The sequence below is a fragment of the Sphingobacteriales bacterium genome, from assembly GCA_016719635.1.
Taxonomy (GTDB): Bacteria; Bacteroidota; Bacteroidia; order Chitinophagales; family JADIYW01; genus JADJSS01.
In genome coordinates, this window is record JADJYT010000001.1 from 788804 (window position 1) to 809676 (window position 20873).

Genomic DNA, 20873 nt, shown 5'->3' on the forward strand with positions numbered 1-20873 from the left:
TCCGATCCTTCTAATGATACATCAACTTATCTGCATAAAGATAAGGTCCGTCGGCTTGCTCCACCGTCAAAGTTAACATATACATTCCCCTTGTCTGGCCGGTGATATCGATGGCTATATTTCCGGCAGTATGAACCGCTTCATCATAGACCGCTTGACCGGTGATGTTATACACTATTATGCGAACATTTTTATAGAGGAGTGCTTTGGGAAGTTGTACGTTAAACAAGCCTGCTGCTGGATTGGGTGTGATGTTCAGCTGACCGGTAATGACATTTTGTTTTACGGCAGTCACCGAGCAATCGGTAGCCGGGCTGCCCATCAGCCTGTAACAAAAATCCGCCATTTGCCGCTGTGTGCTGTCCATGACCGGTTTATCGAAGATAGAGCCTGTCTGTAACGTTAACTGCAGGGCCAGAAGCAAATTATCCCCGAATGGAAACAATACAGGCACGTGGTATTTATCCGGATAAATATGGGCTTCTACGGGAATACCGGCACGTTCCAATTGATTCCTAAAGATTCCCGGCCCAAATACTTTAGGCAATGCCGGATCCCCCAACGCATTCCCTTCATAAAAGGGCAAGGCACCGTCCAGCATTCCATGGACTAAAAAGACAGGCGTATTCACCGGCTTAATTAAACTGGTATCAATCATGGCACCGGAGATCAACAGAAGTCCTTTGGGCCGTAAACCACAAAACTTGTTTTGCAGGATGGTTTGCGGATTTACCCTGTCGAGTGCGGTGACAATATTCATGGCCCGTTTCATCTCTCCGGTTAGATCAGCAGTATCATTTACAAAAACGGAAAAATTCAATGCAAGGAGTGCGCCGGCGGAAGAACCTCCGATAAAGACTTTAGAAGTGTCTATCCGGTATGGATTTCCGTGTTGCACCGAATTGGCCATGTAACACATAAACGAATTGATGTCTAGAAATGCAGCAGGAACAGTACCCAACATTTTATCATAGGTGGTCTCGCCACCGAATAAGCGATACTCGGGTGAAGCGGTTACATATCCCCGTTTTGCCAGGTCTTTTGCGATTTCAATAATCTCCGGGCTTTTTCGGTTTAACGGTATCTGATTGGTAAAACCACCGCCGTGTATCAGAACGACCAACGGACGCAGTTGTGCCGTATCATCTTTTGGTTCAAAAAGATCGTATGCCAGGAATGTGTATGTTCCGTCAACATTCAGCTTATTGCCGCCATATCCGATATCCAGGCTCGGTTTGGTATCTGTAAAAACCCTGTCCCTGTAACGCTGCGGGCACTGTGCGTAAGCAGAAAAAAACACGATTTGCATCAGTAGCAGGGCAGGCAGCCATTTTCTAATCTGAAGAGAAGTATTGGTATGTAAATATCTTTCCATATAATGAATGTGCTATAAAAATAAATAAAAAAAAACGTGCTTTAGCTGAACTTTTTACTTAACTGTTTAAAAATCGGGAAAACCATTTTCCGGAATCCTTAACGGTGCGTTTTTGGGTATCATAGTCCACATGGACCAGTCCGAATCTCGGACGGTAACCTTCCGCCCATTCAAAATTATCCATGAAGGACCATACAAAATAGCCGCCGATATCGATGCCATCATTTTTCGCCCGGAGCACCTGTGCTAAATAATCCTTCAGGTACTGAATTCTTTTGTAGTCATTTACTTCGCCGTTCACCACTTCATCTTTGAAAGCTGCTCCATTTTCAGTGATATAGAATTTCTTTATTTGACTGTATTGCGCAAACTGCCGGATGATTTTATAGATTCCTTCGGGATAGACTTCCCAGTTCATCTCCGTGACATCATTGCCGAATCGGCCCGGTTTGACGGGGATTCCCCGAACCACCGGAATAAAAAACAAGGGTTTGATGACCAGCCTAGTATAATTCTGCAGACCTATGAAATCAAAGTCGTGTACGATATTTTTTTCATCTTCCGGCTTGAAATATTTTTCAAGTTTCCTGAGTGCGGGAAGGGCATCCACCGGATATCCCATCCCAAGAGTCGGTTCAATAAAAATACGGTTTAACAGCGCATCGTATCGTCTGGCTGCATCTATGCTTCCTGCTGAGTCATTTAAAGGGTCAACAGGCATACAGGAATAAGTGGTACCGATATTCCCGTCTTTTACGAGCGCTTTCAATGCCCTTCCTCCGACGCCCTGACATAAGGTGGCATAGTGGACTGCCGGATAGAAATTCCGGAAACCGATTTTTCCGGGGGCTCCCACGCCTGCCAGATAGCCGCCATGTATAAAAGATACCGGCTCATTGAACACCATCCAGTTCTTCGCCCTGTCTCCAAACTGTTTGGCACATAAAGCAACATATTCCTCAAACCAGCCGAGTATATCGCGGTTGGCCCAGCCACCCTTTTCCTGCAGTTTTTGCGGCAGGTCCCAGTGATAACAGGTTACCCACGGATTAATATATTCTTTCAAACATTTATCTATGACGCGATTATAAAAGTCCAGCCCTTTCTGATTGACGGCTCCTGTACCATCCGGAATCAGGCGCGGCCAACTGATGGAGAAACGAGATGCGGGAATTTTCATCCTGTGCATGAGTTCGATATCGCTTTCATACCGATGATAAAAATCACAGGCTACATCACCCGTAGCCCGGTTTTTAACTCTTCTCGTATGATGGGTGAAGTGATCCCAGATGGATTCTCCCTTGCCATCCAGATTCCAGGCACCTTCAATCTGGTAGGAAGCTGTAGCCGTTCCCCACACAAAATCTTTACCAAATTGGGAAGCGCTTATTTGCCGTTCATTTGCCGTCTCTGTCTTCATATCTGTAGCCAGATTATTATCTGATCCCATTCATTAATTGTTTGCTTTAAGATAATTAAAAATTCAGTACAACTGAAAAATGAAAAATGGATATTTGCAATCATCCTAAATATTCCGCGCAAAAATCTTATCTTAACAGGATATAAGATTATGCCTATGAAATTCAAATACTGGTTACCACTTATCGGATGGATAGTACCGACAATAATCATTTCACTTATCATGTTCCGGGTGGATGCCCCTTTGACCAATGCCCAGTCGAAAGGATTCATTGCGCTGCTGGTCTCTGCGTGCATCACCTATTATGCAGGAATCCGGCAAGTGCTGCACGATAAATAAAGGGAATCGACATCGCATCTCATCTCACCAAAGCAGTAACAGAACAACTACACATTGTATATCTGCCTGAACGGCTGTACGGATTCCAGTTCGAGTGCGAGTTCCAGCAACAAACGATCCTGTCCGTGTGGCGCGGCAAACTGAACGCCGACCGGCATGCCATTGGAAGCCACCCCTAATGGCAACGCAATCGCCGGTGAACCGGAAATGTTGAACAGGGGCAGAAATGAGGCAAAATCAGCCGCACGATAGGCAACTTCTTCATAACTCAGCGTCGGCGAAAAATACCCTATCTTAGGAGTTGTCTTTGTGGTGACACTGGTCATGACCAAATCAAAATCCTTTTCGATATCCCGTTCCGTTTTTTCAGCAACCCGCTTCAAGGTTCGCAGACTTCCCGGAAGGGCTAGTTTATTCTTGCTGAATGTATTCATCAGCCCCAGCGTAAAAGGTTCGAGTACAGACTTGTCCACCTTGGATCCCAGCACCAGCCTTCCAAAATTACTCGTCATGTATGATAAGAACCCGTAATAGTTCAGGTAATGAACGGTAAGTTCCTCGATATTCACCGGTACTTTAATCATTTCCACCTTGTGGCCGAGTGATTCCAGCAATCTGGCTGTTTCCAGCTGAACCCGATAGGTATCCTCGTCCATATGGCCTTGCCGACCGTCTGGTAAATTCTCAAAGAAGGCAATACGTAACCGACGGTTAACCGGTAATTGCACATGGCCTAATTCAGGCAATTTTGAATTACGGTAATATTGTTCTGCTGCCGCGTAAAAAGCTGCAGTATCCCTCACTGTTCTTGTCAACACCCCGGAATAAACGATATTGACAGGCAATGTTTCCGTGCCGAACATGGGTTTCAGGCGATCACGCGTAGGTTTCAAACCTACCAGTCCGCAGCAGGATGCCGGCAGGCGGGTGGAACCTGCGCCATCGTTTGCAATCGCAATCGGCACGACACCACTCGCCACCAGTGCAGCGGAACCGGAGGAAGAACCACCGGTCGTATACTCAGTATCCCAGGGATTACGTGTGATACCCCAGCGTTCATTTTCCGTACTGCAGATAAAGCCAAACTCGGGCAGCGTACTTTTACCTATGCAGTTTACGCCGGTCGACAAAAACTGTTTTACATATTTACTGTTGCTTTTTGCAGGTTTCGCCTTGAAGGCACCGGTTCCTTTTTGTGTAGGATACCCTTTGATATTTTCGTTATCCTTGATAAATGCCGGAACACCATAAAGTAATCCTTTATCATTTAAATTTTCAGTATGACGCGCATCGTCGTATGTTTTCAATACAATGGCATTCAAGGCACCGTTGACCTTCTCGGCACGGGCGATGGCGGCTTCCGTCGCTTCTGCAACTGAAATCTTTTTAGAGGCAATGGCTTCCGCTACACCCACGGCGTCCAGCGTTCCAAGCGCGTCATTGGCAAAGGCGTTGATTTTGTTATTCATCTTATAAAGCTATGAGTGTTTAGATACAAATGAGTTGACAAACGTCAAATAATACAATCCCAATTCCACGTCAGAGAAATTAATGAATTAAATAGAAGAACAAAAAGGAAAAAGATAATAATTAATTTCTCCATTTATAGCATAATACTTCAAAAGGCAGAAAAAAATGTACTTCTAAAGCGAAATTGTTTGAAATGCTTAGAAATGGTTTTAAAAAGAAGTTCTGATTATTTTAAGTCCACCAGACAGCCGTAAGATTTATTGGTACCAAATTCCTGATTATTGATAATCATTTTTTCTACGGTCTTTGCTTTCTTTTCCATACAAACAATAATCCCTCTGCACTTTTTGGTTTCACCCGGCTTATAGGATTCATTAATCATAGCAGTGGTTGTTTTATATATAACAGGTACCTGTTCCGGTTGTGCCGGTTCCATACTGGCGTATACAGAACCAAAAGATAAAGCATACTGGGAGACATATGCCTTACCGCCCATTTCCTTAGTGTATAATTTAATTGACATAAACAATGCCTCCGATGCGGAAGCTCCCAGCTTCAATTCCTTTGAATTCGTATTCGTTGCTTCCATTTCCAATTCAGCCAGGTCATAGAGGAAACGCTGCGACATCTCATCCGGTATCACCACATTTACACCACGTGGAATGGGAAAACGGCGAATGCCCAACAATTTAATCTTCATGCCATTAAACAGCAACACCTCATTAGGTGAATCCAGGTAGGTATAATCTTTCGTATCGGTGGTGAAACTGGCATATTGCAAAGAATCCGCTTTGCGCTTTTCCGCTTTCGGATCCTTTACCGAGACCGGGTTTTTTTTATCCTCTCCAGCCTTTACCGTCAGCATTCCTACTGCAAGAAAAGCTGCTATGGCCACTGAAATAAAAACATTCTGCATGTCAAATGAATCGTATGTTTACTAAAATATAAATCCAAATTACAAAAAATTGCTGAAATCGCTTCTTTATATTTGTTTCAGATTACAAAATCCATGCCTAAAATATCCACCCTACTGTTTTGCTTCCTAATAGGATTTACCTGTTCCGTTAATGCCCAGCAGGATTCACTTTATAGTACAATAAAAATGCTAGCAGATGCCGCAAAAGGCAGGGTAAGTGTTTCTGTTATTGATATAGAAAGTTCAACTCAATTCGAGTATTACGGTGATCAGCCCTGTGTGATGCAGAGTGTTTTTAAATTCCCTATCGCCTTAGCCATTCTGGACAGAATAGACAAAGGTGAATTTTCCCTGAAGCACAAAATACACATCACCCCAAAAGAGATGACCAAGGGTACCTGGAGCCCGATGCGTGACTCCTTTCCGGATGGCAATGTCAATATCACCTTTGAAAAGCTCCTGCGTTATATGGTGTCGCAAAGTGACAATATCGCCTGCGATGTGCTGATGCGCCATTTGGGCAAACCCAAAACCGTGGAGAAATATATCCGCAAATTCGGTATAGAGGATTTTTCGATGAGATACAATGAAGCCGGTATGCATAAGAGATGGAACAATCAGTACAAAAACTGGTGTACGCCTAAGGAAATGACAAATCTGCTGCAACTGTTTTACCAGGGAAAAATTATATCCAAACCCAATACAGAATTTTTATACCAGCTCATGACAGAGACAACCACCGGGCAAAACCGTTTGGTCAATCTCTTACCCGCTGGAACGATAGTGGCGCATAAGACAGGCAGTTCTGATACCGACTCAAAGGGCATGACTGCAGCAGTAAATGATGTGGGCATCATCACCCTGCCGAACGGGAAACACATTGCCATAGCTGTCTTTGTCAATGATGCATACGCCCCGTATGAGATTTTGGAACGTGTAATTGCACAAATTGGTAAAGCTGCGTATGACAATTTCCGAAAATGAAAAAAAACAAAGTTTACCTCTTATTTTCCACACATACAGGTTAGCTGTTTTATATCAATATTTATCGAAGCATACTCCCGTTACCCTGAGATCTCCGACTTCGTTTATTAAACCTGTCTTTCCCGGTATGAAAACGTGAATTTCATTTTGAAAAACCATTTGATTGCATTTACTCTACATGTGCGGCAACAACCTGCTGGCTCTAAGTCCGGTACACAGGAATCTCATTAAACGATTCCGCGTCTTTCTCATTTAATAAAAAATCCTTTACCGCCATCAGCATGGCTTTATTTGATGTAAATAATTCACGATTGAAGTTAATGACGATAGTCATGTCCAAATCCTCAACGGGTGCATTTTGTGCGTCTTTGTAAAAATCATTCAGTGCATAACTGTAGTTATATTCTATGGAATCAAGTACCTCCTTCAGACTTTCAAATGATGCCGTTTTTTTTCGCATCATAAAGGCATGGAACTGATCATACAATTCCTTCGTTTCTTTTTTGTGATTCATAAAGAAATCATACTTGATATCTTTAGAGGAATGGCGGAGGTTGGTGATATTTGTACTTATATCCTTGATTCCCTTTACGGCATACATTGAACTGCGGACGGCTGCTATTAACTGATTGAGTTCACCTTCCTGCTCATCATCGGTTTTTATCCGGAGATCCAGATAAAATGACTGCAACTCTCCCTGTAACTGTTTGAGAAAATCATATTTTTCTTCCTGTGATTTATATAAGAATTTACGATTTTCATTGATTCTATTGAATTCCGGATGCGCTTCCATTACATCTGTATCCGTTTCAAACTGTCCTAAATTAAACAGCATGCAGTTATGGATAAAATATTCTGTTTCCTTGCCGAACAAATCCAGTGCAGTTTGAGGCTCCGCCACATTCGCATTACCAATATATGCGGCTGCAGAAGCATCCGTATCTTTAAAGAACCGCTCCAGAAATCTGGCAAACGGATTCAGGAACGGAAGAAAAACAACAATCGATACTAAATTTATCATCGTTTGAAACGTCACCAGGCCAATCATCGGATCAGCAATCTCGAGTATAACCTTAATAAACCGAAGTATGGAACTTAAGAAAATGAATGATCCGAAGGTCAGCCATATGTTAAACAGGAAATTCCCAAGTGCCACTCGTTTTTTAGAAGCATTGCCGCCAATAGCGCCCAACATGATTTTTATGGTAGTGCCTGTTTCAGAGCCGAGCACCAGCGCCGCTGCTGCCGGGAACGTAACAGCACCGGCATAGAGCGCACTCAGTGTTAGGGCCATGGTGACGGAACTCGACTGTACCAGCATGGTAATGAGAAAACCAAGCAGTAAAAATACAAGCAGTGGCAACTGTGCATATTTTGAAAAATCAAACTGCTGCACTTCCGCCTCCATGGCAGTTTTCATAAACGACAAACCGATGAAAAGCAAACCGAACCCGAGCAGGAAGTAGGCAGTATATTTTACGGACTTTCGGTTTGCAAACAGTATTAACAGCAAGCCGCCAATACCTACTGCCGGATAGGCAGCATTATCAATATTCACTTTAAAGCCGAGCGTTGCCACCAGCCAGCTGTCCAGCGTGGTGCCGAGATTAGCCCCGAGAATAATTGCCATGGCATTTTTCATCGTAAATACGCCGGCTCCGACAAACGCCAGCACCATCAGGGATACCATTGAGCTGCTTTGCAGTACACCCGTAACAATGGCACCGCCCGCCACGGCACCCAATCTGTTTTGAGTCATGCGCTGCAGAAAAAGTTTGAAGTTTCTGCCCGATAAATTTTTAAGCGACTCCTCTATGAGGTGCATAGCGAACAGAAACAAGCCGATACCAGCTGTCAACCTGATCAACTGCATGAGTATTACCATTGATATAAAGATAAGTACTTAAAAATCAAAAAGGTATTTAACCGAGTCGGTTATTAACAATGAAATCTAAGAAAATAGTATCCGAAACTATTTGTAATTTTAAGTATGATAACTGCAAATATAAAATTATGATTACAGACTCCACGGCCTTCCTGAAAAAATTGCTGGTTATATTCCTGGTAGTGTCCGGTTTATACCTTGCTGAAGAGTTCCTGATTCCACTTTCTTTAGGCGCATTACTGGCTACATTCTTTTTGCCATTCTGCAAATGGATGGAGGAAAAAAAGATCCCCCGTGCCATAGCTGTATTTACCTGCCTTGTGCTGCTATTATCCGTATTTTACAGTTTAGTCGCCCTTATCGGCTGGCAGGTTTCCAAACTGACCGGCGATCTTTCCTTTTTAAAACAAAAAGCGATAGATGCATTTGATGCCACCCAGTTATTCATATTCGATCATTTCGGTATTTCCGCAAAAGCGCAGTCTCAACTCCTGAAGGACCAGCAATCCAGCTTTACAGGATATCTGGAAAAATTTGCCAATTCCATGGCTGCTGTCTTTACCGGATTTATTATCACGATGGTCTATTTCATTTTACTGTTGTATTACCGCAATCACATTAAGAAATTTATGCTTAAATTGGTTCCTGCTTCGAAACAGGTAGAAGCCGAACATATCATATACAGTGCCGCCAACGTTTCCACACAATACCTCCAGGGGCTCAGTAAAATGATACTATGTTTATGGATAATGTACACCATCGGCTTTTCTATCGCCGGGGTTGAAAACGCCCTGTTTTTTGCCATACTATGCGGACTGCTTGAGATTGTACCTTTCATAGGGAATTTAACGGGTACCACCATCACCGTTTTGGTAGCAGCTGCCCATGGGGCGAGTTATGCCATGATGGGTGGTATTATCCTGACATATGGCATTGTACAATTTATCCAGGGATGGGTATTGGAACCTATTATTTTGGGACCCAATGTTAAAATCAACCCTCTGTTTACCATACTGGCACTGGTGGTGGGGGAAATCATATGGGGTATCCCCGGTATTGTACTGGCCATACCTATCACCGCCATCTTCAAAATAGTTTGCGACCATATTGAACCTTTGAAGCCTTATGGCTTTCTTATTGGCGCATTGGGAACAGCTAAAACCGAAACTCATTTTATTAAAAAGATAAAAAACTGGTTTAAAAAAATCTGAATATCTGTATAAAGTTAAACACACAAAAAAGAGAAGGGCACAACTATGATATGCTTCTTCGCTTTTAAATCCAAAATGAATACTTTTTCAGCTTGGTTATTTAGATTGTGTCATTTCCAGATTCAATTTAATACGTACTTTCTGTCCGATGGTTAATTCCACGGCCTCCAAATCAGCATTGTATTTCTATCGAAACAATTCTTATCAAACACATACAACTCCGTTCTTCCTGCTCCTCAATATTCAACCCCGAGGGCTGCCGGTAAAAAGCTGTATATATAACCCATCAACCAGTCCTCGGGTGCAAACTGCACCACATGCCCCCCTTTTACATCCGCTTCATACGCCCGCAGGCATCCTTTGTATACAAATCCCTGATATTTGCAGACGTCTTCCTCTTGCAGGAAATATTGTTTTTACGCAGTTTTTACACAAATCGTTTAGAAAACAGACACCCCTTTTACTTATACCCAATGAAATGAACCGTTCCAGATTCTTATGCAATAACGGTTCGGACATGAATAGAAAGATTGGAGAAAACACAAAATCATATTGATAATTCTTAACTGTTTACGAGTTGTTGTTTTTTGGTATTCCAGATTATAAATAATATTTTTGTCAATAAAGTAAACATATGTCCTATTTCAGTCAAACCATCAATAACGCAGCAAATGGCGATTCATTTATGATTCGGTTAAAATATATTGCCGTAGTCTTTATCTCCTTTCTATTTTTATTACCTGTCCCATGGCTGGTAGCTGTTATTGTGCTCACTTTAATCTGGCATGGCTTGTTAATGTGGAGCTACAAAACACCTCCGATGATTTGGATAAATAAAAAACTGAATGCGCTTGCACATAAAATCGGCAGAAAGATGCTGAAAGACGAACGTAACAGCCCGTATCTGTTCTCATTGTTTGGTGTCGGTATTGTTGCACCAACCCTTTTTATATTGTCCTACTTGGTATCAATCCACCCAGGCGCATTTCAACTGGTGGGCCGTACTGGCGTACCATGTTCTAAACTACGGTCCCTACTTTGCCTTCTTTTCGCAGATAGCAACACTGATACATAAAGAAGGCCATGAACCAAGAGGATTATTCAAAAAACCATTTGCGTTTCTAAATAAATTTTACGGCTACTTTCTTGCCCCCTTATACGGCCATGTTCCGGAAGGTTATCCAATGGGACATATGCGTATCCACCATAAATACAACAATGCCCCGGATGACGTCACCTCAACTGTATTTTATGACAGAACCCAGGCTATGCGTTTTATGATTTACCTGTTTGAATTCATGCTGTTCTGGACCGGCATTTCCATTGCTTTTCACCATTACAAAAATAACAGGATGGATGATTTCGGAAAAATGATCAGGGGAATGCTTTTGTTTTATGGATTGATTGCTGTCGTCATGTATTTTAATTTCTGGTTTGGATTTGCATATCTGTTATTGCCGCATCTTTCCGCCATCATCTTCTTAGCTGCTATCAACTACACCTGGCATGCCTGGACAGACCCGTCGGAACCGAAAAACATATACAAAAACAGCATTACCATCATTAACGGGCAGTATAACGTATACAACGAAGATTACCATGTAGAGCACCACAAAAGGCCTCAAACTCATTGGGAAGAATACCCGAAGAATTATGAAAAATTCAGGAATGAGTATGCTGCCAACCGCGCCATCATCTTTCAGGATACACAGGCATTTGAAGTGTTTTTCCTGTTGTTGTTTGGTGATTATGATAAAATGGCCGACAAGATGGTAGACTTAAACAATGACATGAGCAAAGAAGACAAGATAAAGTTGCTTAAAGAACGTTTACAGCCGGCACATTAAGCAACCCATTTTTTCTGAAAATAAGGAATACTATTTATGGAAGGATGCTGCTGTATACATTTCCTGCACCATCAATATCTACGAGTTGTAACTGCATGACCTGATTCACTCTGCCTGCATCGTAAGGAACAGAAATCTTAATATAATTATCCGTAAAGCCGTGCATCACTTCACCGTGCTGTTCCTGTTCCATGAGTACCTCTCTTGCCGTTCCCAAAAACTGCTGATAGAAATAACGTTTTTTCTTTTCACTCAGCGTTCGCAGTATTGCATTTCGCTCATTGCGTACCGGCATCAGGACTGTACCTTCCATTTCAATCGCCCTGGTGTTTTGCCGTTCGGAATAGGTAAAGACATGCAGGTAAGAGATATCCAGTGCATGAATGAAATTATAAGTATCCAAAAAATCGTCGTCTGTTTCTCCGGGAAAGCCGACAATTACATCGACACCGATGCAGGCATGCGGCATGACAGATTTTATTTTTTCCACCCGGCTTTTATAGAGCGCACTCTTATACCGTCGCTGCATCAATTTCAGCATCTTGTCGCTGCCGCTTTGAAGCGGAATATGGAAGTGAGGCATAAAACGCTTGCTCTGTGAAACAAATTCTATAATCTCGTCCGTAAGCAGATTGGGTTCGATAGAAGAAATCCGGAATCGCTCAATACCCTCCACCTCATCCAGTATTTTTATTATATCTAAGAAAGTATACTCATCTTCTATTCCTTTTCCGTAGTCGCCGGTATTCACGCCGGTCAATACAATTTCTTTAACGCCTTTAGCAGCCAGATCTCCGGCATTCTTCCTGATATTTTCGGGAGTATCGCTTCTGCTTTTACCTCTGGCCAGCGGAATCGTGCAAAAAGAGCATTTATAATCGCAGCCATCCTGGATTTTCAGAAACGAGCGTGTTCTGTCGCCCACCGAATAGGCATCCACGAAGAAGTTGGCATTTGAAATCTCAGAAGCAAATACTTGTCCGCATGGATTTTTCGTTAAGTCCGTTATGATTTCAGGGAGTCTGAATTTCTCGGAAGCTCCTAAAACCAGATCCACGCCTTTAATGGAAGCAATCTCTTTAGGTTTTAACTGTGCATAGCAACCGACCACTACCACATAAGCATCGGGATTCTGCTTCATGGCTTTCCGGACAATATTTCGGCATTTGGTATCCGCATGTTCCGTCACAGAGCAGGTATTGATTACATAGACATCAGACGGCTCTTCAAAATCAACCGTTGTAAACCCACGTTCCTGCATTTTGCGGGCAATGGCAGATGTTTCGGAGAAATTGAGTTTGCAGCCGAGGGTATGAAATGCTATTTTTTTATCCGTCAACACGGTGCAAAAATACGGATAATACACAATTGGTGGATTAATTTATTGTGATACAAAGCAATACAAAGGTATTTTTAAGTGTACAATGATAAAAATCGGTATCATAGGCGTTGGCAGAGTAGGGTCCCAGCATTTGGACAGGCTCATGGAATCCGACTATTTCAAGGTAGTGGGCTGCTATGATATCGAACCTGCTAAACTTGCCCGCATTGAAGAAGACTACTCTGTAAAATGTTTTTCAGATGTGGATGAATTGCTGCATAAATGCGACGCGGTAGATATTGTCAGTTCTGCTGATTCTCATTTTTATTATGCAGAAAAAGCCATCAAATACGGCAAACATGTATTTGTAGAAAAACCGATTACCAATGACCTGGAAGAAGCCAAAAAACTGGTGGAATTGGTGCGGGAGGCAGGCATTAAATTTCAGGTAGGCCATATCGAACGTTTTAACCCTGCCTATCTGGCATTAAAGAATCAGGAAATACAACCTAAATTTATTGAAGCGCATCGTTTACTTCCATTTGACCCAAAAAACACGGATGTTTCCCTGATTCTGGATTTGATGATTCACGATATTGACATCGTATTGTCTGTTGTTAAAGCGAACATAAAGAGTATCAGTGCCAGCGGCGTCGCTGTACTGACCGACCAGATTGATATCGCCAACGCACGCATTGAATTTGACAACGGCTGCGTAGCGAATCTGACTACCAGCAGGGCATCCATACAGAAGATGCGCAAAATGCTGTTCTTCCAGAAAGACAACCATATTACACTTGATTTCTTACACCGTGAAACCGAACTGCTGAAACTATCCGAAACAGCCGGCCATAATTCCATCCCTTTGCGTACAGAGGATAATGTAAAATACCTGAATTCAGAAACCATTGTTCTGGAAGAATATGATGCTATGAAAGAGCAGCTGAATAGTTTTGCAGAATGCCTGATCTTTAATACAGAGCCCAAAGTAAGTGCCGTGGATGGCCTGAAAAACCTGGAAGTCGCACATGAGATTTTGCAAAAAATCAACAAGATAAACGGAAACGGAATACTGCAAAAATCGGAATCTGAAGTAGTGCCTGTTTCTTAGTGCGCAACAGCCACCGTTTCCACCTTATCAATACCTACCAAATGCACTTCTATATGTTTCTTGTGCGCTTTTCCTTCAAATTCTGAAATCGTTTCCAGTACATCGTAATCAATAAAATTGCATTCTGTTCCATTGATGGTCAAAATTGAATATTCCGGAATGCAATCCAGTTCATCCCGTAATTTGACCTTATTCAGAAAAGTAACGTTAGAGTTCAGCTTAATGGTAAAATGATCGGTGTAATGTTCCAGTTTTTTGGTAATGGTAAAATCTTCCTGAATGTTATTCTGAATGATATAATACATGGAAATCAGTAGGCCGATGGCGACGCCAATCAACAAATCGGTCAGCAATATCACAACGATGGTAGCAATAAAAGGAATAAACTGTTTCCACCCGAGTCTGAACATACTTTTGACCAGCCTTGGCCTGGTCAGATTAAAGCCTGTAACGAGTAAAATGGAAGCCAGGCTAGCATACGGAATCCTATTGATAACAAAAGGAATGGAAAAGACAGCCAGTAAAAGGAAGACCCCATGTGTAAATGCCGCCAGCTTAGTTCGGGCTCCGGCATCAATATTGGCAGAACCACGAACGATGACGGAGGTAATAGGAATACCTCCCAATAAACCGCAGCAAATATTGCCTATTCCCTGTGCAATCAGTTCTCTGTTGACGGGTGTAATCCTGTTTTGATTATCTAATTTATCAATCGCCTCCACAGACAATAATGTTTCCAGACTGGCCAGTAATGCAATTTCAAATGAGATGACTAGTAAGGTTGGATGATAAAACGCAGCGTTAAAATCCGGAAACTGTATAGATGCAAATATGTTTTGCGGAATGTTTACCAGTTGGTTACTTTCCAATTGAAAAGGAGGTAAAAATTTCTGAAACAAGAAATTTGCGAGTATTCCCAATACCACCACTAAAAGCGGGGCAGGTAAAATACCGAAAACGCGTTTCACTTTTGGCCGCTGAAACAGAATCAATATTCCAATAGAAATAATAGAAATAATAATTGCACCGCCTGTTATATGATTTTTAAATTCGCTCATATTTCCCAGAAAATTTCGGGCGGACAATAATGATATAAACCCGCTGGTCCAAAAATCAGGCTGATTATAGCCCAGCGCCAGGGGTATTTGTTTAGAAATTAAAATGATACCTATTGCAGCCAGCATTCCTTTTATAACAGCGGACGGAAAGTAATTGGAAATGGTTCCTAATTTAAACAACCCCAGGATTAATTGGATAATACCTGCCAGTACGACTGCGACCAAAAAAGTCCGGTAATCACCTAAAGAGATAATAGATGCGGCAACAACGGTAGATAATCCTGCAGCCGGGCCTGAAACACCCAAATTAGACCCACTGATAAAAGATACCACTACTCCCCCGATAACTCCCGATACTATTCCGGCATAAAGAGGAGCCCCTGATGCCAATGCTATTCCTAAACATAAAGGCAGGGCCACTAAAAAAACGGTGAGTCCTGCCGGCAAGTCATGCTTAAACCATACAAGACGGTAATACTTTATCTTACGCTTATTAAAGGCTGGTGCTTTCATGATGCTGCAAATCTACAACGAAGAACGATTATATCAAGGATAACATATAAACCTGCGTTTATAAACGAAAAAAGTCCCGGATAAATCCGGGACCCGTTATTTTTATGTAACTTGACTTTATTAAAATTCTTTTGCTCCTGTTACTTCGGAATGACGCTCTTTCCACATTTTACCCTGATCGAATGTGATACCTACAAAGAATGTTCTTCCAATGAAAGGTCCACCTACGTTCGATCTATAATCAGGACCTGCTATATTGGTAGCACCCACTTTGAAAGTTGTGTATGCTTTTTCCACGAAATAACTCAAACTGGCATCTAACATACCTCTTGCCTTAACGGTACCGTCTGCAAAGTCAGAACTCCATGCGATAGCACTCTGCCATCTGTAGTCAACGGCAAAACCTAAGCCTTTCCAAACTCTGTCGCCGGAAATTCCAACTACCAGCTGATGTTTGGATGCGTTGAATCCCAAATCATTAATGGTAATCGTTTCATCCTTGCTGGATTTTAATTTGAAGTCCATGAAATTATAGCTTGCACGAATCATCATATTTTTAGGCAGCGCATATCCGATACCGATTCCTGCACCGTAGGAATATGCATCCGACAGGTTCGTATATGGTCTCCAGCTGTTTCCCGGTGTGATGACCTTACCCTGATGGTAAGTAGTATCTTTATTAACTACAGATCTTTGTCCAATGAAATCTTTGTAGATGTTAAAATATCCGTTTATGTCTATCATCAATTTTTTAAACAAGACAGTTTTATAACCCAACTCCACCACTTGTAATTGTTCAGGTTTAACGTACCCAAAATTGGCATCTACCAGTAAACTTGAATCTGTTCTGTTACTGGCGACAAATGCACTATAGGATGCCTGTGTCCAAGCACCACCGTTATATATTCCATAACGTTCTGCATTTGCTTTGGTACCACCTAATAAAATGGAAGTAGTAGGGAAGTAAATAAACTGTGCCTGAGAATCCGGGTTGCGGAAACCTGTCTGATAAGAAACTCTCACGTTGTGATTTCTGTCCTTACCGAATGTCCCTACCAAGGCTACGCGAGGTGAAAATACAGATTTGAAATTCTGGTTTTTATCCCAGCGGATGGATGCCTGAATCTTCAATCTTTCTTTAAATAATTTGCGTTGCAACTGCAGGAATGCGCCATATTCGTCGATGTTAATTCGTTTATAAACACCTGTACCATCCGGGTCTTCATTAAATATGGTTCCTTGTGTGGACAAGCTGTATCTTCTATGGTTACCGCCGATTTGAATATCTATCCATTTACCGGTCCAGCGGGATAAATCCAGCATAGCTTCTGTATGAATCAGTCTTGAATTATCAATAAAACCGGCACCACCTCGCTGGAATAAACCGTTGCGAACTGCTTCAATTTTAGCCTGTTTCTCTTCGGGTGTTAATGTGTTCCAAGGTCTGTCTGCAACTGACCTTGCACTGTCTGTCATAGCGTAATAAAGCTGAGGGTTTGTTAAAATACTTGCAACGGATGAGTTTGGCGCTAAAATAGCAGGCAACAACTGAGGCAATAAAGCTGCATAAAAGCCTGGATTTAATCTAGATGTATCACCAACCCATCCACTTGTTGGTCTTACCGTTTCATTCACATAAGCACCCAAGGCAGTATTGTTATAAGAATTGCCATCGTGTGTTTGAGACAGATAAGAGCGGATAAAGAAATCTTTACCTTTAATTTCCACTTTATGGAATTGCTGGGTAAAACTTCTCAATGCATATCGTTCAGATCCCTGATATACACTGTTACCATATCCGATTCTGTAGTTATAGGAGAACTCGTACGATTTGTCTTTAAATGGCCTGAAATAAATACCAATATCCCCTTTGATAGATTGTGCTTTATTATTATCCAATAATCTTTCTTCTTGTAAGCCAGTTCTTCTCAGCTGTGAAGCAGCAATCAATGGCTTAATAGAGTCTACTTTAGAGTTTACATACGCAGAAGCATTAATGCTGCGTTAACAGCAGTAGCACTATCAATATCACGAGATTTAGTTGCCAATATGGCGGCCGTTTGTGTATTGATAATACCTTGATAAGTAGGAGAGTTTGCTACGACAATCGGTGCTTGCTGAGAGGCTTGCGCTTCTGCATCTTGTTCACTCGCACCTCCTAAAATTAATTGCGCTTTTATTCCTGCCTTCACCTGGGCTATAACCCCTGCGGTAACCAACGCTCTAATTTTTGCTTCATAGCCTGCTGTAACTTGTGCTCTAACAGAAGGTGTAACAGCTAAAATTCCGTTACCGACCATCGCGCCAAACAATCCGGGTAATGCAGTGGGGCTGACTTCAAAAATATTTGATTCATCCCCGTATAAATTCATACCGTCAAACCCGGGTGTTCCCAATGCTGCGGCGTTATTTCTTGTGGTGGTGTAATCATTTGCATACCAGTCCGTACCTTGAAAAATACTGAAATTGGCTTTAAATGCGGCAAAATCTTCACCCGTTTTTTTGCATTTAAATGCATGGGCAACCCTTAAAGCTGCCGTACCCATAGGTTTTACACCATATCCGTTTCCGGCTTGTGCGAAACCGCCTTTAACCTGCATGCTGAATCCCGGTTGTTCAAACGGATTTTTAGAGTTCATCAATAATATACCATTGAATGCATTCGGTCCGTAAAGGGCAGAAGCTGCACCCGGCACCAACTCCACATTATTAATATCTAATTCTCCAATACCCACGACGTTACCGGTAGGGAAGTTCAATAACGGAGCTGCGTTATCCATGCCATCCATCAACTGCACGAATCGTGTATTGGAGATACCACCAAAACCACGCGTATTTACAGAGGTCAGGGTCATACTACCATTGATGGTTTGAACGCCTTTCAATTTTGCCAGATCATCATAGTAATCTGCAGAGGCTGCAGCCTTTACCATTTTCTGATCCATTTTTTCGATGGTCACCGGAGATTCTAGGATTTTCTCCTCTACCCTGGAGGCTGAAACCACCACATCGTTCAGGAGGCTTGTTTCTTCGGATAATTTGATGGCCAAGTCATTTTGGCTGCCGGAAATTTCCATCTCGGAGGTAGCCATACCCACCATCGTTACCACTAATTTAAATGGAGTGGCCTGACTGGTCGTTAATTCAAAGTTACCGTCTATATCTGTTACGGTCCCTTCCGTAGTTCCTTTTACCGATACATTAGCTCCTATAACGGGTTCCTTACCATCCGTAACTTTACCTTTTACTGTTGTTTGAGCTAAAAGGGTAAAACTACCCAGGCACAGAACCAATATTAAACCAATTTTGTTCATTTGTTTCATACTTGCATATTTTGGTAACAAAGTAAATAAAATTAATTAACACATAATAACTATTTTCTTAACATCTGTTTAAAAACGGATGAAAATCATGATTTTTGGGTAGATGTTTAGTGTATTACGGCTTCTAGGCTGAAAACAGGTCCTCTAAATGGTTAATCTTTGTTCTTCCATTTTTGCAGGATAGTCGCTTTTTTATTCGTATCGGCATCTATGCGAATATTTTCGGTTTTGTTTGAACCGGTGGTTTTCAGAGGACTGGTAACCGATATTAATTTGCCGTCATTATAGGATTCTGTCTTCTCTATTATCCCATCTTCAAAATAATAAGTCCACAAACCGTCACGTATACTGCAGAGATTCCTGTATTTTAGATTCTCCCAGTTTCCGGTGGTATTGACTTTAAATTGCCCTTCCGTTCTGACAGCTCCTTCCGGGTAATACTCCTTATAACTGCCACACAGACAGTCTTCATACTGAAAGGCAACATATTTCAGTTCGTCCTTACTGTTGTAAGTGTATAGCATACAGGGCTTACAGGCACCGCTGGCATTCCAGAATATTTTATATTCAGCATATTTTTTTTTCGTTATCTCCACGCCGTTGCACATATAAGCTGTACCAAAAGGAGTGGGACGTTCTTCGAGGTATACATCATAAGAACGAAGGGTATCCAATTTCTGATTTTCTCCGATGGATTTATTCTGTGTAAAATAAAAGGTATCTGCCTTTGCAGAACGGGTGGCTTTTATTTCATATGGATTCACAATATCAATCTCATCCTGCGCATTTGCCGTAAGAAATGCATTAGCGATAAAAATCACGGACAGGAAAACTTTATATACGGTTGTCATATCATGCAAAAGTACACAGTATTTTTGGGGTTGCCGGAATGGAAAAGTCAACAGATGTGTACAAGGAAGATCAGATAAAATCCAACGTCTGAAACGCAGTCCCCAGAATCTTTGCTCATCCGTTTGCAGCCATTTCCGCAATAAGGTTGCGTATATATTTCTGAAATCAACCGTAAATTTCAAGTCACCATCGTCTAGGTCGGATAAATCAGGTACCTCATTATACACTCCTTTTGTCTTCAACTTATTTCCAAATAAAAATATCTGGCTGGCGGTTCCATGATCAGTGCCTAAGCTTGCGTTCTCCTGCACACGGCGGCCAAACTCGGAAAAGGTCATCAGCAGAACCTTATCGGCAACCCCGCCCTTCTTTAAATCATCTAAAAATATACTGACTGTTTCGGATAATTGCTGCAAAAGAGCACCTTGTCGTTTTTGCTGATTGAAATGAGTATCAAAACTACCCAGAGAAAGATAATAAACGCGCGTATTCACCCCGGAAGTAATGAGTTCCGCCACGGTTTTCATGGATTTTCCAAATGCATGATTGGGATAAGCTGTAGCCGAATGGTATATCCTGGAAGTCTGGTAGATATACGCCGCTGAAGAGACTGTCTCACTCAGCGTTTTATACAGATAGGCCGCATTGTCGTGATGATGGTCACCGGTAACTGGCTGTTTTGCCAGCTGGGCTATAAAAGGACTTTGCGTAGCGGCATATAACCTGGCCGGATTTTTAAGAGCTATCCCCTTTCAATGCGAGACTTAATGCATCGTCCAGTTCCAATGCCTGTGTCGGAAGCCCCCCTTTACTGCATTGTTCATCCAGATACCTTCCAATCCATCCCGTAGCCAGGTACTCTTTGCTGCTGCTGGCCGTATGCCAGATATCCATGGAACGAAAATGTGAACGGTCAGGTTCCGGATAACCAACATTGTTAATCAACGTCATTTTACCATCGTCGTGCAATTCTTTAAATCCCTTCATCATGGGATGAAGTCCCAAGCGGGTGTTTAGTTTAAATACTTCCTTTTTGGATATGGCAACAGTCGGTCGTGCCTGATAATATAAGTCATTTTCATAAGGCACCACGGTATTTAATCCGTCATTTCCACCGGTCAATTGAATTATAACTAAAATCTTATCCGTTTTCATTTCTACATCCCGTTCCTGTCCTTTCAGAAAGCGGGGAAGCATCATTGCCGTGGAAACCAATCCGGATGTTTTAATAAATTGACGTCTGTTCAT

The 20873-nt window shown here is 42.0% G+C and carries 14 protein-coding genes and 1 pseudogene; 5 read left to right on the top strand and 10 right to left on the bottom strand.

The genetic code is table 11. From position 1 onward, the window contains the following. Window positions 1-10 precede the first annotated feature (10 nt). Together IPM95_03595 and IPM95_03600 are read right to left on the bottom strand one after the other, a co-directional pair. Window positions 11-1375 (bottom strand): alpha/beta hydrolase fold domain-containing protein, encoded by a 1365-nt coding sequence (locus tag IPM95_03595; GenBank protein MBK9328401.1) that lies wholly within the window; start codon window positions 1373-1375, stop codon window positions 11-13. Window positions 1376-1433: 58 nt separating this feature from the next. Further along, on the bottom strand, window positions 1434-2825 hold the full coding sequence (locus tag IPM95_03600) for a beta-glucosidase (protein MBK9328402.1): 1392 nt from the start codon (window positions 2823-2825) through the stop codon (window positions 1434-1436). 126 nt (window positions 2826-2951) lie between these two features. On the opposite strand from IPM95_03600, the gene IPM95_03605 reads away from it, so the two are divergent. Then, the gene (locus IPM95_03605) at window positions 2952-3134 is read left to right on the top strand and encodes a hypothetical protein (protein ID MBK9328403.1); all 183 of its coding nucleotides are present in this window, start codon (window positions 2952-2954) and stop codon (window positions 3132-3134) included. A gap of 47 nt (window positions 3135-3181) precedes the next feature. Here the strand turns inward: IPM95_03605 and IPM95_03610 are convergent, their stop codons facing one another. Both IPM95_03610 and IPM95_03615 read right to left on the bottom strand, forming a co-directional pair. Further along, a complete protein-coding gene (locus IPM95_03610) occupies window positions 3182-4603 on the bottom strand; it encodes an amidase (GenBank protein ID MBK9328404.1) in 1422 nt (473 codons plus the stop codon). A gap of 227 nt (window positions 4604-4830) precedes the next feature. Continuing rightward, entirely contained in the window at window positions 4831-5520 is a 690-nt protein-coding gene (locus IPM95_03615; GenBank protein MBK9328405.1) for a hypothetical protein, read from the bottom strand. A 93-nt stretch (window positions 5521-5613) separates the two neighbouring features. Here IPM95_03615 and bla point away from each other — a divergent pair, with 93 nt between their 5' ends. Then, on the top strand, window positions 5614-6504 hold the full coding sequence (bla, locus tag IPM95_03620) for a class A beta-lactamase, subclass A2 (GenBank protein ID MBK9328406.1): 891 nt from the start codon (window positions 5614-5616) through the stop codon (window positions 6502-6504). Window positions 6505-6706: 202 nt separating this feature from the next. On the opposite strand, the gene IPM95_03625 is transcribed toward bla, so the two are convergent. Then, complete coding sequence (locus tag IPM95_03625) at window positions 6707-8377, bottom strand: Na/Pi cotransporter family protein (protein MBK9328407.1); 1671 nt, start codon at window positions 8375-8377, stop codon at window positions 6707-6709. 140 nt (window positions 8378-8517) lie between these two features. On the opposite strand from IPM95_03625, the gene IPM95_03630 reads away from it, so the two are divergent. Together IPM95_03630 and IPM95_03635 are read left to right on the top strand one after the other, a co-directional pair. Further along, on the top strand, window positions 8518-9600 hold the full coding sequence (locus tag IPM95_03630) for an AI-2E family transporter (GenBank protein MBK9328408.1): 1083 nt from the start codon (window positions 8518-8520) through the stop codon (window positions 9598-9600). 929 nt (window positions 9601-10529) lie between these two features. Next, window positions 10530-11447, top strand: coding sequence for a fatty acid desaturase (locus tag IPM95_03635; GenBank protein MBK9328409.1), 918 nt, complete (start codon window positions 10530-10532; stop codon window positions 11445-11447). A 34-nt stretch (window positions 11448-11481) separates the two neighbouring features. Here the strand turns inward: IPM95_03635 and mtaB are convergent, their stop codons facing one another. Continuing rightward, the gene (gene mtaB / locus IPM95_03640) at window positions 11482-12789 is read right to left on the bottom strand and encodes a tRNA (N(6)-L-threonylcarbamoyladenosine(37)-C(2))-methylthiotransferase MtaB (protein ID MBK9328410.1); all 1308 of its coding nucleotides are present in this window, start codon (window positions 12787-12789) and stop codon (window positions 11482-11484) included. 82 nt (window positions 12790-12871) lie between these two features. Between mtaB and IPM95_03645 the strand changes: the two genes are divergently transcribed. Beyond that, window positions 12872-13879: a Gfo/Idh/MocA family oxidoreductase gene (locus IPM95_03645; protein MBK9328411.1), complete on the top strand. Its 1008-nt coding sequence runs from the start codon at window positions 12872-12874 to the stop codon at window positions 13877-13879. Here the strand turns inward: IPM95_03645 and IPM95_03650 are convergent. The 4 genes and pseudogenes from IPM95_03650 to IPM95_03665 form a co-directional block, all read right to left on the bottom strand. Continuing rightward, window positions 13876-15450: a SulP family inorganic anion transporter gene (locus IPM95_03650; protein ID MBK9328412.1), complete on the bottom strand. Its 1575-nt coding sequence runs from the start codon at window positions 15448-15450 to the stop codon at window positions 13876-13878. The genes IPM95_03645 and IPM95_03650 overlap by 4 nt on opposite strands. Window positions 15451-15570: 120 nt before the next feature. After that, complete coding sequence (locus IPM95_03655; GenBank protein MBK9328413.1) at window positions 15571-17349, bottom strand: outer membrane beta-barrel protein; 1779 nt, start codon at window positions 17347-17349, stop codon at window positions 15571-15573. 77 nt (window positions 17350-17426) lie between these two features. Further along, complete coding sequence (locus IPM95_03660; protein ID MBK9328414.1) at window positions 17427-18773, bottom strand: carboxypeptidase-like regulatory domain-containing protein; 1347 nt, start codon at window positions 18771-18773, stop codon at window positions 17427-17429. A 152-nt stretch (window positions 18774-18925) separates the two neighbouring features. Beyond that, window positions 18926-20873, bottom strand: a pseudogene (locus tag IPM95_03665) (DUF1501 domain-containing protein).